Origin of the sequence: Pseudoalteromonas arabiensis, from assembly GCF_001550155.1 — a bacterium.
Taxonomy (GTDB): Bacteria; Pseudomonadota; Gammaproteobacteria; order Enterobacterales; family Alteromonadaceae; genus Pseudoalteromonas; species Pseudoalteromonas arabiensis.
Genome location: NZ_LRUF01000026.1, coordinates 421,762 through 435,736 on the forward strand (window position 1 = coordinate 421,762; position 13,975 = coordinate 435,736).

Sequence of the window (13,975 nt, forward strand, 5' to 3'; positions counted from 1 at the left end):
AGTGTAGCGAAATATTCACTAATGGAAAACAATATCGAATATAAAGAGTCTAAAAAATGAACACTTACGCACTATTTATTGATTAATGCGCTAAAAGCATCATTTTTTCGCTGACATTAGCTTTTAATTGTGGTTAAGATGCAACAACAAAGGAATTTAAGCCAACTAGAAAAGAGACGGCTTAAGGAGAAAAGATGTTTAAGAAAATCCTTGCATCAGTAGGTATTGGTGCAGCAAAGGTGGACACTGTACTGGAAACAGAGCACTTACAACCAGGCCAAAAATTTAATGCAGTTATCGTTATTAAAGGCGGCGATGTAGAGCAAGATATTACTGGCTTAGACTTAGCATTAATGACGCGTGTTAAAGTTGAAGGTGAAGATGGTGAGTATTTTACAAATCATGTGATCGAAAAATGGCGTATCACGGATGTCGGCACGATTGCAGCGGGCGAAGAGAGGCATATTCCGTTTGAAGCACGCCTACATTCAGAGACCCCAATCACGGAAATTAACGCTGGCTATAATCAATCACATGTTTGGTTAGAAACGGGTCTTGATATTGATATGGCGCTTGATCCAACGGATCGTGACTCATTACATATTTATCCGAATGATGCTGTTAGCACGTTTATGCACGCAATGGATAAATTAGGTTTTAACCTAGTCAAGGCAGATGTTGAAAAGGGTTATCTACGCGCACCTACGTTTCAATCTCACTCAGGTTGTTATCAGGAACTTGAGTATCGTCCAGATAGCCGAAGCCTTTTTGGTTTACAAGAAGTTGAGCTGTCGTTTGTGCCTGAAGCTCATAAAACGCATGTGTTAATTGAATTAGACCGTGCTTTTAGAGGGGATGGTTATGTTGATTTAACGATAGAACATGATCACGTAAACCTGTCGCAATTATGTGACCAATTAGAGCGGTTATTCGCTTAGGGCTTAATCGAATAGGTACACTTTAAACCCAGCTACGGCTGGGTTTTTTGTCTTGCAAAAAGGAATCTTATGTTTTCTGTTAAGAGTTACGCTGAACTCAGTAAAGATGAGTTATTCGCGATTTTACGAGCACGGGTTGAGGTGTTTGTTGTAGAGCAAACCTGTGCTTATCCAGAGATTGACGAGGTTGATAACCATGACCTGACTCAGCATCTCTTTGTGTTCAAAGAACAACAGCTAGCTGCCTACGCTCGGTGTTATGACAAAAATGAGCAGTTCAGTGCATTTGGTCGTGTACTTGTTGCTAAGCAATTTAGGGGACAAGGGTTGGCAAGCAAACTTGTGCAAATGGCTATAGAGACATGTCAGCAACGCTGGCCAGAGAAAGCTATTTTGATAGGCGCTCAATGTTATTTAACGGGCTTTTATCAACAGTTTGGCTTTAAAAATGTCGGTGATGATTACTTAGAAGACGGCATTCCACATCAGGATATGTGTTTGAAGTAGCCCAAAGCAAAGGGCCACTTCAAGTAAGCGCTTAGCTTAACAGCGAGTTGGCGAATACCAGTGCAATAGCCAATGGACAAATGAATTTGATATACCATGGCCACACTTTCCAGAAGAAGCTGTTTGCAGCTTCTGGGCAGCCTTGTTGAATTTCTTTTAATAAAGATGCACGGTGCCAAATCCAACCGACAAATATACAACACATTAATCCTAAAATTGGTTGGCCAATCTTAGTGGTTAGTGTGATCACAAAGCCAAACAATGTGCCTAAGTTAAAAACGATCGTAAAGCTGACAAGGGCAATAATACCGCCAATTAACCATGTCGCCTGCACGCGTTTTAGAGCAAAGCGCTCAACCGCATAAGAGACGGGTGCCTCCAGCATTGAAATAGATGAAGTTAACGCTGCAATACTCATTAAAGCAAAAAAGGCAAAGCCAACGAAAATACCCACATCACCCATGCTGGTGAAAAGTGCGGGCAGCACTTGAAACACTAACGTATCTTCAGACAGTAGTACGCCTTCAGCAGAGAAAATCTGTACGCCTTGTGCCTGTGCAACATACATCGCAGGAATAATCAATAAACCGGCTACAAAGGCAATAAACACATCGATCAAAGTAACATAAGCACCCAAGGACACGAGATTCTCTTTTTTGCTAATGTATGAACCATAGATGATCATCACACTGGTGCCCAAAGATAGCGAGAAAAATGCTTGTCCAAGGGCATTAACTAGCAGCTCTGGGTTTAAAATAGATGAAAAGTCAGGCACTAAGTAGGCTTTTAAACCTTCAACTGCGCCATCTTGGGTCATCACATAAATGATAAGCATAAACAAAATGCCTAATAGAGCAGGCATCAGGCGCTTTGACCATTTCTCAATGCCGTTTTCAACACCTTTAGAAATAATAGCAACGGTCAAAATAATAAACGCAGCAGTAAAAATTAGGTTTCTTGATAGTGACTGCTCACCTAACCAAGTAATTGCAGGCTCTTGAGCAGTTAATTGTGCTACGGGCTCTAATGTTGCACTGAGCATCCAGCCCGCTACGATGGCATAAAAGCTTAAAATTAAACCAGCACAAATAATACCGCCAAAGCCGACTACAAAAGCAAATTTTTTCTGCCATGGCTGGTTTGTAACTTTTCTAAGGGAACTGACAGCATTGGCTTGGCCATGACGGCCTATAACAAGCTCTGCCATTAATGCTGGGTAAGCTAGGCAAAATGCAAGTACTAAGTAAGCAACTAAAAATGCTGCGCCGCCATTACTTGCTGTTTGTGTAGGGAAACCCCAAATATTTCCTAAGCCAACAGCGGAGCCTGCTGCGGCCATAATAAATCCAAAGCGGGAGCTGAACTCCCCACGTGATGCGCTCATATTATTGTTACTTCTCTATTTGTGACGGCGCTGACAATCTACTTCAATTAACACTAAATAAAAAGGGTTAATAGTGGGCATTTTTACTTGTAATCGCCTCGAATCTGCTGCCAGCATATATTTCGTTCAATTAGCTAATACAATACGTAACAATTAACACAATTGAAACATATTCAAAGGCTTTTATTTTGAATACTGAGGGTAAAGCATGCGCCACCAAGAGACTGGCTTTTTGATACGCTGACAGTGCCATGATGCCAATCAGCCACTTTTGCAACAATCGCGAGGCCTAAGCCATAGCTTTCACCGTCACGATTTCGGTGACTTTGTTCTTGAAAGAACGGACTGAATATTTTCCCCCAGTTTTTTTTATGCACTCCTGGGCCATCATCTTCTACTTTAATAGTAACGAAGCCTTGGTTGTAGGAGGCTGATAAAACTATTTCGCAGCGTGCAAAGTCACATGCATTACTTAATAGGTTTACAATCGCACGTGCTAACCAATCTAAGTCGGCACATATATGTCCTTGTTTTATGTCGTGGCTGATGCGTAATGAACGTTGCTCAAGCTTAGGGTGAACTTGTTGAATCAAGCTGAGTAAGTAGCTTTCTAAGTCAGATTCGCTAAAGGTTAGTTTATTTGCTTTTTGCTCTAAGGTAGCAAAAGCAAGATAACTTTTTAGCATTGACTCCATTTGATCTAAATCTTGCTCCATTCGAGATAAGTACTCAAGACGTTTTTCCTCATTAGTACAATCTTGCGCGGCTTCTAAACCGAAGCGTAAGCACGCAACAGGGGTTCTTATATCGTGCGATAAACTCGACGCCATTAGCTTGTTTTCATCAAGTAGTTTCTCAATTTGATTCGCCATGCGATTAAAGGTGAGCTCGACATCTTTAATATAGGTAAAATGAGATGGTTTAATGCGGGTAGCTAAGTCACCTTTAGCGAAGCGTTGCGCGGCATCATTAAGGATGCTGAGACGTTTTGCAAGTGGAGCAATAATAAAGCCCATAAAAACACATAACCCAGCATAGAAGAGTAGGGTAAGGAGAACATCATTCCCTTGCTCATGTAAATGCGCTTTCTCTAGACGCATTTTAAGATGGTGTGAGCCAAGTGCCTGCTCGCTGTAGAGTAAGTAGTATCCTTGTTGATCTTCGAGTATTAAGCCTGTAGGCATTGTAATTTGCGAAAGCAGAGAGTGAGGAAGTGCTAATGCTTGAGTTGAGCGATACTCTAGTTGCACGTTGAAATCTTGCTCTAGCTGCTTGATTGCATTCTCGCGTTTATCCGCAGGCAGTACCGACAACTGTTTAGTAAACCCTTTAATCATTTGGGTTTGGCTATGAAAAGTATCTTGCGGCTGATGGGTTTGCTGACTAAATGCGTCAATTAACCAGCCCAATATGATTATTGATAGCAGTGCACTGCCCAGTAATGAAATATAAAACTTTTTCACGCGTTATATCATCTATTGCCACGCTGTCGCGACGAGCAAGTAGCCACGTCCCCAGATGGTTTTAATTTTTTCAGGGTGTTGGGGATCATCATTAAATTTTTTGCGTAGTGACGAAATAAGCACATCGACACTTCTGTCTAACCCATCATATTCTCTGCCTTTTGTTGCTTTGAACACGGCATCGCGCGACACAACCTGACCTGCATTACTGGCCAAGTAATGCAGCAATAGGTATTCCGCACTTGAAATATGCACTTCTTGATCGGCAAAAGAAACAGTGCGTGATTCGGTGTCTATAGTAAGTTTGCCAACAGTTATGTTAGGATTTTCTAAGCGCGACTCTTTGTTATCTGTATTTGCACGTAAGGCCGTTTTTATACGGGCTAAGAGTGCTCGTGGTCGTACAGGTTTCATCATGTAATCACTTGCACCGACTTCAAGGCCTATTACTTCGTCCATTTCATCGTCTCTGGCTGTGAGCATAATAATAGGCGCTTGGTAAAACTGTCTTAACTCTCGACACACACTAATACCATCTTGACCAGGCAGCATGATATCTAATAAAACTAAGTCCGGTGGTGTCGCTCTGACTTGCTCAATGACTTGGTCACCACGTTGACAAATTGTTGTTTTATAGCCTTGCTCAGTTAAGTATTCTGCGACCCACTTAGCCAGTGAAATATCATCTTCTACTAGCAGAATCGTGCCATAATGTTCCATTTTTTACTCCAAACAGTTAAAACAGTCGCCAACGGCGTTTCTTTTGGCGATTTTGGTACACCCACTGCACTTGTATTTCAGTGGTGTCAACGACCTTGCCATTGTTACTATTGACCAATTCAAAGTTGACCGTTATTGCAGAGTCAAACTGATAGCGAAAAAAGCCCGTTTTTTGCATAAGCCAACACTGCATAATATGTTTACTTTGACCATCACGTAAGCAGTAATTACCCTTTGGCTGGTGCCAAGATATTTCCACATCAGCATAGCAATTTCGTCCTTCACGAAGGGCAACACAGGTATCAGGTAGTGATACTAGGCTTGTCTCTTCTTTAGGTTGTTCTTGCGCTTTGACGCTGATTATAGGGAGCGCTAATAAAAAATAGTATTTAAAAAACATAGCGCAGGCCTACCTTGGCTTTGTGCTGATATTCTTGGGAGACAATAGGGCTGTGATGAATATCATCAGAAAACCATGTTGATAGCCAGCCAGTTAAAAATACCCAGTTTTGGTTTATTGGGTATTCAGCATGAAACTCAAAGATAAGACTGTAGGATGTGCTCGGGGTGTAAACAGGTCTGTTTGAATTAGCTTCAGAAGGAGTAATACCGAAGTAATAGTTAGTAAAATCTTCAGAATAAGCACTTAGCCCGATACCTGAGCGAAACTCCCAATTACGCCAAGGAATTATCTGACTAAAGAAGCTGTTCATTACCCAGCCATTATGGGCGCCTGAAATATCATGTAAATACTCAAAGGAGATCTGCGAATTATCAAAACGTCTTGATAAGCGAAGTCCAACATCAAAGTCATAATTTCTGCTTTTAATACCGGCAAGCTCTTCAATTACGTCTTCTTCGTAAAAAGCTAAGCCGGTTTCATCGAAGCCAGATTGAATATTTGTACCAACTAGGTCAAGTCCCCATTCGAACTTATCAATCACGCTGTAGCCAATGGTCAGCCCACCACTTAATTGGCTTTGATCATAATCAAGGTAAAAGTGTTCGTAGGAAAGGGCAAGGTGAATGTCTGGTTCAAAGCCATCATTGTAAGAGTCCATACCGACTAAATAAGAGTCTTCGATATAATAGCCAGCCCCAACTCCCCAATCCCATGCAAAACCTTGGCTGGGTTCTAACGTATTATCAGCGTAGTAACGATTACTTGCATAAGAAGATGTTGCCAATAAAGATAAGCAAAAAAATAATATGGCGCGGCTGGTTTGCAAGTGTGTTGTCCTTGTTACAAATAAGTGAAGTCATCATTATATACGCAATTAGTATATTGTTAAGGAGTTCCCAAAATCTGTAAAAAAGTGTAGTCGAGTCGTAAAGGTGTTAGGGAAGTGTAGCTTGAAGAGAGAAGTAGGTGTTTGCACTTTTGTTAAGTGCAAACACCAACCTTTTTATTGAACTTTAATTTTATCGATTAAGATACTGGTGAGATAATACTGCATCATAGGCGTAAGAGCACTGATTTCAGTACGGTTACATGGGCCTTGCTCTTTTGTTAAAGCACTCATGCGAGAAATTGTTTGATACTGAGGTATCACAATATCGGTATTATTTATACGCGACATACGCGCTTGTTCCGTATTATGTTCATTAACAAAGCTGGCAACTTCTAGTTCGTTCTTGATTAATTGCTGTTGCTCAAAGCTATAGATGAGCGGCTCACGGTGAAAGCTAGCACTGTCTATAGATGACTTCGCAAACCAGACAACATCGCCTGTTTTTTTATGGGTTAGGCGCATACTTACCTGTGCTTGAATGGTGGCACATTGTTGAGTTGGGAATTGCTCTGCTACTTGGTCAAAAAGTGGCAATGGTTTTTCAGGTATCACTAATTGGTATTCGGTATCGTCAACAAGCTCTAAATCAAGCTGGTGGATAGACAATGTGTAATCTGCTTGGCCATTTTGGACAACTTTTAATTGTTTTTCATTTAATGCTTCTGTTAATTGCGCATATAAAGTGTCTGTTACGCTTGTTTTATCAGCAACGATTGCAACGGTTTGGTTTGCATTTACTGTATGCGCAGGGAGTTGTACCGATTTAACTTTTGGGGCTGCATGTTCAGTTTTATATTCAATTTGAAAACGTTGGCTTTTAAGCGACGGTTTTTCTGGCATCGCTAATAAAGGCGCTGGCTCTGGTTTAAGGGCGCAACCAGCTGAAATAATTGTAAAAAGCAGTACTACAAGTAAGCGCATAAAGAAAAGTCTACCCATAAAAAAGTTAATATTGTGCGTATTGTACGTTAGTCGAAGCAAAAGTTCATGATATTATGTAATGAGAAACTTCCGAAACAGACTAAAACAATAACGAATGAAGTACACGCTCACTTTTATAATCTTTCTATTTTCTTCTTTTTTTCTCCTTCTTTTCAGTGGGTATGCTTCAGGCAGTGACTCAAATTGGCAGCCCTTCGTTAGCGAGTACAATAAATACCTAAGAGGAAAGTTAAGAGCCAAAGGAATTCCCGGTGGCTCTTTGGCAATTGTTAAAGTGGGTGAGGAAGACTTTGTCCAAGGCATTGGCCGAACTAAAATATCAAAAGGGCGAAAAGTAGATAAACACACACGATTTCGCTTGGCTTCAGTTTCTAAAACATTTGCAGGGTCATTGACATCAAAGCTTGCGACTCAGGGAGAGTTCAATATTGACGATCCGATCAGTAAGTTCATTCCTGAATTTAATAATACTGTCTATAAAGATGATTTAAAAATTTATCATATTCTGAGCCATTCAAGCGGTTTAGTGCCAAATGCTTACGACAATTTAATAGAATCAAGAATGAGTTACCCAGACATTGTTAAACAGCTTCTAACTGTTGAACCTATTTGCAAACCGGGTGAGTGTTATGGCTATCAAAATGTGATGTTCAGTCTCATTGATTCAATTATTTATAAAACAACTCAAATGGATTATGCCCATTGGATAGCTGAATATATTTTTGCACCATTAAAAATGACGGATGCGAGCGTAGGCTACGAAGGTATGGTGCGTGACAATAATTATGCTCATCCTCATGTAAGAGGAAGAAAGCGTTGGTACACCTCTCGCTTAAAAAAGAATTACTACAAGGTAGCAGCCGCTGCGGGGGTTAATGCCAGCGCTAGTGATATGGCTATTTGGTTAAATGCGCAGCTAGGCCAGTACCCTGATGTTTTGCCGCTGGATGCGCTTATAAAACAAACGCGACCATACACCCATACAAAAAAAGAAACACGGCGTCGGGTATGGCGAGGGCATGTAAAAGATGCCTATTACGGCCTTGGTTGGCGAGTATATGATTACGATGGAGAAGTACTTTATTACCATAGTGGTTGGGTACAAGGCTACCGCAGTGACTTAGTCGTTTTTCCACATTTAAATATTGGTTTTAGTCTAGTACTTAATGCGGAAACAGGGTTAATTAATGAGCTAACAACCGAATTTATAAATCGCACACTGAAATATGCGCGAGAAAGTGAGTCGAGCTAGTTATATATTTAGTCTAGGCATTAAAAAAGCCAGCAAGCTGGCTTTTTTATAGAATTGGCTTTCAATCTTAACCGCGAGGTAATTGAATCTTTTTCTCTTCACTTTGACGGTAAAGAACAATGGTATGGCCAATTGTTTGAAGTTTTACAGCACCGGTCTCGCGAACAATTGCATCGAAAATTAATACTTTTGTTTCACGTTCATCCGTTGGTACTTTTACTTTAATAAGCTCGTGGATATCTAGGGCGCTTTCAATTTCAACTAAAACGCCTTCGGTTAAACCGTTTGCGCCAAGTAATACCACAGGCTTTAAACTGTGTGCTTGACCTTTTAAAAACTGCTTTTGTTTGTTCGATAATTTCATGATGTTACAAATTTTGCTGAATATGGCTTGAATTAAGGGTATTCTAACGCCATCTAGAGAATATTACTAATTAGTTACGTATTAATTTTATGGCAAATAAAAAACATTCAGCTAGTTCTAAGCGATGGCTGAAAGAACATTTTGACGATCCTTATGTTCACGAAGCGCAGAAGAAAGGTTGGCGCTCTCGTGCGGTATTCAAATTAGATGAAATTCAAAATAAAGATAAATTAATTAAACCAGCCATGACCGTGGTTGATTTAGGTGCTGCTCCAGGAAGTTGGTCACAGTATCTTGCTGAAAAGGTGGGTGATAAAGGCCAAGTTGTTGCCTGTGACATCTTGCCAATGGATTCGTTAGCAGGCGTAGACTTTTTGCAAGGTGACTTTCGAGAAGAAGCGGTATTAGATGCGCTATTAACGCGCATTGATGGGAAAAATGTGGATGTTGTATTTTCTGACATGGCCCCCAATATGAGTGGTAATACATCGGTTGATCAGGCCGGAAGCATGTATCTAGTTGAGCTTGCATTAGATATGTGTCACCAAGTTTTGAAGAAAAATGGTGCTTTTTGTGTGAAAGTTTTCCAAGGTGAAGGGTTTGATCAATACTTACAGGACGTACGTAATAGCTTTAAAGCGGTCAAGATCAGAAAGCCTGATGCATCGCGTGCCCGTTCTCGGGAAGTTTATATAGTGGCGACGGGATACAAACTGTAGTACAGTTGTGCTGCGTTAAGTTGAATTTATATTAATTGGATACAAGAGGTTAACCCCTTGAGCGATATGGCGAAAAATCTAATACTCTGGCTGGTCATTGCTGTTGTGCTAATGTCAGTCTTTCAGAGCTTTAATGGTGGCGATCAAGCTGATCGCCAAACAAGTTATACCCAGTTTGTTAGCGATGCACGTAGCGGCGCTATTCAAGAGGTTTCTATTGAAAGTAGCTCAGGTACGATTACCGGCACCAAAACCAATGGTGAGCGCTTTCAAACTATCATGCCGATGTACGATAAAGATATTTTAAATGATCTTTTGAAAAGCAATGTGAATGTAAAGGGTGTAAAACCTGAAGAGCAATCTTTCCTCGCCAGCATTTTAATCTCTTGGTTCCCAATGCTGCTGCTAATTGGTGTATGGATATTCTTCATGCGTCAAATGCAAGGTGGTGGCGGTAAAGGTGCGATGTCTTTCGGTAAGAGTAAAGCGCGCCTAATGAGCGAAGACCAAGTTAAAACAACCTTTGCTGATGTTGCTGGCTGTGATGAAGCAAAAGAGGACGTTACTGAGCTTGTTGATTTCTTACGTGATCCATCTAAATTCCAAAAATTAGGTGGTAGCATTCCTAAAGGTGTGCTCATGGTAGGTCCACCAGGTACGGGTAAAACATTACTTGCCAAAGCCGTTGCAGGTGAAGCCAAAGTGCCGTTTTTCACAATCTCAGGTTCTGATTTCGTAGAAATGTTCGTTGGTGTGGGTGCATCACGTGTACGTGACATGTTCGAACAAGCTAAAAAAGCAGCACCTTGTATCATCTTTATTGATGAAATCGATGCAGTAGGTCGTAAACGTGGCGCTGGCATGGGTGGTGGTCACGATGAGCGTGAGCAAACTCTTAACCAAATGCTTGTAGAAATGGACGGCTTTGAAGGTAATGAAGGTATTATCGTTATTGCCGCAACTAACCGTCCTGATGTTCTTGACCCTGCATTATTACGTCCTGGTCGTTTTGACCGTCAAGTCGTGGTTGGGTTACCTGATATTCGTGGTCGTGAGCAAATTCTTAAAGTGCATATGCGCAAAGTACCATTGGGTGACAACGTAGAAGCAGCAGTTATTGCACGCGGTACACCGGGCTTTTCGGGGGCTGACCTTGCTAACTTAGTAAACGAAGCAGCCTTATATGCAGCGCGTGGTAACAAGCGTGTTGTCAGCATGGCTGAATTTGATGCTGCTAAAGACAAAATCATGATGGGCGCAGAACGCAAGACCATGGTGATGAGTGAGCAAGAGAAAGAAATGACTGCTTACCATGAAGCGGGTCACGCGATTGTTGGTCGTATGGTGCCTGAACACGATCCAGTCTATAAAGTGTCTATTATCCCTCGTGGTCGTGCATTGGGTGTAACAATGTACCTACCTGAGCAAGACCGTGTTAGCCACTCTAAAGAGCTTTTAGAGTCAATGATTTCGAGCTTGTATGGTGGTCGTATTGCTGAGGCACTTATATACGGTGAAGATAAAGTGACGACAGGTGCAAGTAACGACATCGAACGTGCCACGGACATCGCTCGTAAAATGGTGACGCAGTGGGGCTTGAGTGAAAAGCTTGGTCCATTACTTTACGCTGAAGACCAAAACGAAATGTACATGGGTGGTGGCGGAAGCCGCTCGATGAGCATGTCGGATGAAACAGCAAAGGTTATTGATAGTGAAGTGCGCTTGTTCTCTGATCGTAACTATGAACGCGCTGAACAAATCTTAAAAGATAATATTGATATCTTACATGCGATGAAAGATGCATTGATGAAATATGAAACCATTGATGCAGGTCAAATAGACGATCTCATGGCGCGTAAGCCAGTCCGCGAACCGCGTGATATGCATGATCGCAGACCAGAAGAGAAGAAAAGTACAGAAAAGCCGGCTGAGCCAGCCTCAGAAGAGCCGAAAAATGATGATTCAGCTAAAAAGGATGAAACAAGCCTTGATGATAAAGCGGAATAATCGTTAAAATAGTACAAGCAAAAGCCCCGAATGCCGGGGCTTTTTTGTAGACAAATTTTAAAATACCGACCCGCAATCAGACTTCATCAGCGAAGAGGTATAACTGTTTACTGAAAACATTTTTAGCCATTGCTATACATGTCGTAAAGGTGATAAATGACCGTTCTTAATTTACCCCGAGGTCGCACTTTACACCTCGATTCCCCAGTTGTGATGGGAATTTTAAATGTCACACCCGATTCATTTTCAGACGGCGGCAGCTATTGCCAATTAGACAGCGCTGTCAATCAAGCTAGCAGATTACTAGAGCACGGTGCCTTAATTATTGATATCGGTGGTGAGTCAACCCGTCCTGGCGCACCAGATGTTTCGTTAGAAGATGAATTAGCGAGAGTTATTCCGCTTGTAAAAGCGCTTCGTGAACACAGTGATTGTGTTATTTCAATTGATACCAGCAAAAGTGAAGTTATGCGCCAAGCTATTGAAGCAGGTGCAGATATTATAAATGATGTACGTGCTCTTCAAGAGCCTGGTGCCATTGAGGTGCTCGCTCAGTATCGAGATGTGGCAGTGTGCTTAATGCACATGCAAGGGCAGCCTCGCACAATGCAAGTGGCCCCGCAATACGATGACTTGTTTACTGATATAAACAGCTTTTTTGCAGCGCGTATTGAAGCGTGTGAGCAAGCGGGTATTCAGCGAGAGCGAATTATACTAGATCCAGGTTTTGGGTTTGGAAAATCATTGGCACATAACTATCAAATCCTCGACAAATTCGATGATTTTAATCAATTCAAACTACCTGTTTTAGCGGGCTTATCTCGAAAGTCTATGATAGGTAATTTACTAAATAGAGACACAGATGAACGCCTAGCAGGTAGCCTTGCTGGCGCACTTATTGCCGCACAAAATGGCGCAAAGATCATTCGTGTTCATGATGTATTAGAAACTGTAGATGCCTTAACCGTTTGGCAGGCGTGTAATAAAGGATTTTTAAATGAGTAAAACAAGAAAATATTTTGGTACGGATGGTGTTCGCGGTATGGTTGGGGAATATCCAATCACACCTGAGTTTGCCCTAAAGCTAGGTTGGGCTGCAGGGCGAGTTTTATCAAAGATTGGCACCAAAAAAGTGATCATTGGTAAAGATACGCGCATCTCAGGTTATATGTTAGAAACGTCTCTTGAGGCAGGCTTAATTGCCGCAGGTATTGATGTGGTTCTACTCGGGCCGATGCCGACTCCAGCGGTTGCATACCTTACACAAACGTTCCGTGCTGAAGCGGGTATTGTTATTAGTGCTTCTCATAACCCTTATCATGATAATGGTATTAAATTCTTTTCTAGTCGGGGTTTAAAACTCCCTGATGATGTGGAGCTAGAAATTGAAGCCATGATGGATGAGCCAATGACGTGTGTTGCATCCGATAAACTCGGAAAAGCACGCCGCTTAGAAACGGCCGATGGTCGTTATATTGAGTTCTGTAAGAGCCAATTCCCGCAAGGGTTATCACTTGAAGGTTTAAAAATAGTCCTCGATTGTGCCAACGGTGCTACCTACCACATTGCACCATCGGTGATGAGAGAACTAGGTGCAGAAGTGATTTGTCATGCATGCGAGCCGAATGGAGTAAATATTAACCTTGAATGTGGTGCCACTCATGTTGAGACACTCAAACGCAAAGTGCTTGAACACAATGCTGATGTAGGGATTGCCTATGATGGTGATGGCGACCGTGTCATGATGGTGGACCATAACGGCCGTGTATTTGACGGTGATGATATTGTTTATATTATTGCTTGCCAAGCTGCAAATGATGACATGCTAGGTGGTGGTGTTGTTGGTACTGTCATGTCTAATATGGGGCTTGAAAATGCACTTAAGTCACGCGGTATTGATTTTGCCAGAAGCAAAGTTGGTGATCGTTATGTAATGGAGCTGTTACAAGAGAAAGGGTGGAAAATAGGTGGCGAAAGTTCAGGCCATGTATTGAACCTTGATTTAATTAGTACAGGCGATGGCATTATTTCGAGCTTACAAGTGCTTGCAGCAATGGTCGCGCAAAATAAAACATTACAAGACCTAGGTGCGGGTTTCACAAAATACCCAATGAAAATGATTAATGTTCGTTACCCTCAAGGAACGGATCCTACTCAAGCTCAGGCGGTGATTGACTGTGTGGCTGAGGTTGAAGAAAAACTTGGTAACACTGGACGTGTATTACTTCGTAAGTCAGGCACTGAACCCGTTGTGCGTGTTATGGTCGAAGCTGACCAAGAGAAAATTGTACTCGATAATGCACAGAAAATCGCTCAAGTTGTCGAATCTGTGAGCAAACAAACCGAGGTATAACAATAACCTCTTGTAACTTTGGGCAAGTCGAGTT

14 protein-coding genes are annotated in these 13,975 nt (G+C 41.7%); 7 read left to right on the forward strand and 7 right to left on the reverse strand.

What is annotated here, in order from left to right; genetic code table 11:
- The first annotated feature begins 194 nt into the window (after nucleotides 1-194).
- Both PAARA_RS19025 and PAARA_RS19030 read left to right on the forward strand, forming a co-directional pair.
- Nucleotides 195-938 carry a sporulation protein gene (locus tag PAARA_RS19025; protein ID WP_062570559.1) on the forward strand — a complete coding sequence of 248 codons (744 nt, stop codon included), beginning with the start codon at nucleotides 195-197 and terminating at the stop codon, nucleotides 936-938.
- A gap of 69 nt (nucleotides 939-1,007) precedes the next feature.
- Complete coding sequence (locus PAARA_RS19030; protein ID WP_062570560.1) at nucleotides 1,008-1,445, forward strand: GNAT family N-acetyltransferase; 438 nt, start codon at nucleotides 1,008-1,010, stop codon at nucleotides 1,443-1,445.
- 31 nt (nucleotides 1,446-1,476) lie between these two features.
- On the opposite strand, the gene PAARA_RS19035 is transcribed toward PAARA_RS19030, so the two are convergent.
- From PAARA_RS19035 to PAARA_RS19060, 6 genes are all read right to left on the reverse strand, one after another.
- A complete protein-coding gene (locus PAARA_RS19035; protein WP_062570561.1) occupies nucleotides 1,477-2,829 on the reverse strand; it encodes a sodium-dependent transporter in 1,353 nt (450 codons plus the stop codon).
- A 173-nt stretch (nucleotides 2,830-3,002) separates the two neighbouring features.
- Nucleotides 3,003-4,292, reverse strand: coding sequence for a sensor histidine kinase (locus PAARA_RS19040; RefSeq protein WP_062570562.1), 1,290 nt, complete (start codon nucleotides 4,290-4,292; stop codon nucleotides 3,003-3,005).
- 12 nt (nucleotides 4,293-4,304) lie between these two features.
- Complete coding sequence (locus PAARA_RS19045; protein WP_062570563.1) at nucleotides 4,305-5,012, reverse strand: response regulator; 708 nt, start codon at nucleotides 5,010-5,012, stop codon at nucleotides 4,305-4,307.
- Nucleotides 5,013-5,028: 16 nt separating this feature from the next.
- Nucleotides 5,029-5,412, reverse strand: coding sequence for a DUF3019 domain-containing protein (locus PAARA_RS19050; RefSeq protein ID WP_062570564.1), 384 nt, complete (start codon nucleotides 5,410-5,412; stop codon nucleotides 5,029-5,031).
- On the reverse strand, nucleotides 5,402-6,241 hold the full coding sequence (locus PAARA_RS19055) for a MipA/OmpV family protein (RefSeq protein WP_062570565.1): 840 nt from the start codon (nucleotides 6,239-6,241) through the stop codon (nucleotides 5,402-5,404). Before PAARA_RS19055 ends, PAARA_RS19050 begins: the two co-directional genes overlap by 11 nt.
- Nucleotides 6,242-6,418: 177 nt before the next feature.
- Nucleotides 6,419-7,225, reverse strand: coding sequence for a hypothetical protein (locus PAARA_RS19060; RefSeq protein WP_062570566.1), 807 nt, complete (start codon nucleotides 7,223-7,225; stop codon nucleotides 6,419-6,421).
- 115 nt (nucleotides 7,226-7,340) lie between these two features.
- Here PAARA_RS19060 and PAARA_RS19065 point away from each other — a divergent pair, with 115 nt between their 5' ends.
- Nucleotides 7,341-8,498, forward strand: a complete 1,158-nt coding sequence (locus PAARA_RS19065; protein ID WP_062570567.1) for a serine hydrolase domain-containing protein — start codon at nucleotides 7,341-7,343, stop codon at nucleotides 8,496-8,498.
- A gap of 67 nt (nucleotides 8,499-8,565) precedes the next feature.
- On the opposite strand, the gene yhbY is transcribed toward PAARA_RS19065, so the two are convergent.
- Nucleotides 8,566-8,862: a ribosome assembly RNA-binding protein YhbY gene (gene yhbY, locus PAARA_RS19070; RefSeq protein ID WP_062570568.1), complete on the reverse strand. Its 297-nt coding sequence runs from the start codon at nucleotides 8,860-8,862 to the stop codon at nucleotides 8,566-8,568.
- A gap of 89 nt (nucleotides 8,863-8,951) precedes the next feature.
- Between yhbY and rlmE the strand changes: the two genes are divergently transcribed.
- From rlmE to glmM, 4 genes are all read left to right on the forward strand, one after another.
- Entirely contained in the window at nucleotides 8,952-9,581 is a 630-nt protein-coding gene (gene rlmE, locus PAARA_RS19075; protein ID WP_062570569.1) for a 23S rRNA (uridine(2552)-2'-O)-methyltransferase RlmE, read from the forward strand.
- Nucleotides 9,582-9,647: 66 nt separating this feature from the next.
- Nucleotides 9,648-11,588 carry an ATP-dependent zinc metalloprotease FtsH gene (gene ftsH, locus PAARA_RS19080; protein ID WP_062570570.1) on the forward strand — a complete coding sequence of 647 codons (1,941 nt, stop codon included), beginning with the start codon at nucleotides 9,648-9,650 and terminating at the stop codon, nucleotides 11,586-11,588.
- Nucleotides 11,589-11,744: 156 nt separating this feature from the next.
- Nucleotides 11,745-12,593 carry a dihydropteroate synthase gene (folP, locus tag PAARA_RS19085; RefSeq protein ID WP_062570571.1) on the forward strand — a complete coding sequence of 283 codons (849 nt, stop codon included), beginning with the start codon at nucleotides 11,745-11,747 and terminating at the stop codon, nucleotides 12,591-12,593.
- Nucleotides 12,586-13,941: a phosphoglucosamine mutase gene (gene glmM, locus PAARA_RS19090; RefSeq protein ID WP_062570572.1), complete on the forward strand. Its 1,356-nt coding sequence runs from the start codon at nucleotides 12,586-12,588 to the stop codon at nucleotides 13,939-13,941. Before folP ends, glmM begins: the two co-directional genes overlap by 8 nt.
- Nucleotides 13,942-13,975: the final 34 nt, after the last annotated feature.

Excerpts from the sequence above, each read along its gene's own strand:
- PAARA_RS19025 (WP_062570559.1), top strand. The coding sequence starts at position 195 with ATGTTTAAGAAAATCCTTGCATCAGTAGGTATTGGTGCAGCAAAGGTG.
- PAARA_RS19030 (WP_062570560.1), top strand. The coding sequence starts at position 1,008 with ATGTTTTCTGTTAAGAGTTACGCTGAACTCAGTAAAGATGAGTTATTC.
- PAARA_RS19035 (WP_062570561.1), bottom strand. The coding sequence starts at position 2,829 with ATGAGCGCATCACGTGGGGAGTTCAGCTCCCGCTTTGGATTTATTATG.
- PAARA_RS19045 (WP_062570563.1), bottom strand. The coding sequence starts at position 5,012 with ATGGAACATTATGGCACGATTCTGCTAGTAGAAGATGATATTTCACTG.
- PAARA_RS19050 (WP_062570564.1), bottom strand. The coding sequence starts at position 5,412 with ATGTTTTTTAAATACTATTTTTTATTAGCGCTCCCTATAATCAGCGTC.
- PAARA_RS19060 (WP_062570566.1), bottom strand. The coding sequence starts at position 7,225 with ATGCGCTTACTTGTAGTACTGCTTTTTACAATTATTTCAGCTGGTTGC.
- PAARA_RS19065 (WP_062570567.1), top strand. The coding sequence starts at position 7,341 with ATGAAGTACACGCTCACTTTTATAATCTTTCTATTTTCTTCTTTTTTT.
- yhbY (WP_062570568.1), bottom strand. The coding sequence starts at position 8,862 with ATGAAATTATCGAACAAACAAAAGCAGTTTTTAAAAGGTCAAGCACAC.
- rlmE (WP_062570569.1), top strand. The coding sequence starts at position 8,952 with ATGGCAAATAAAAAACATTCAGCTAGTTCTAAGCGATGGCTGAAAGAA.
- ftsH (WP_062570570.1), top strand. The coding sequence starts at position 9,648 with ATGGCGAAAAATCTAATACTCTGGCTGGTCATTGCTGTTGTGCTAATG.
- folP (WP_062570571.1), top strand. The coding sequence starts at position 11,745 with ATGACCGTTCTTAATTTACCCCGAGGTCGCACTTTACACCTCGATTCC.
- glmM (WP_062570572.1), top strand. The coding sequence starts at position 12,586 with ATGAGTAAAACAAGAAAATATTTTGGTACGGATGGTGTTCGCGGTATG.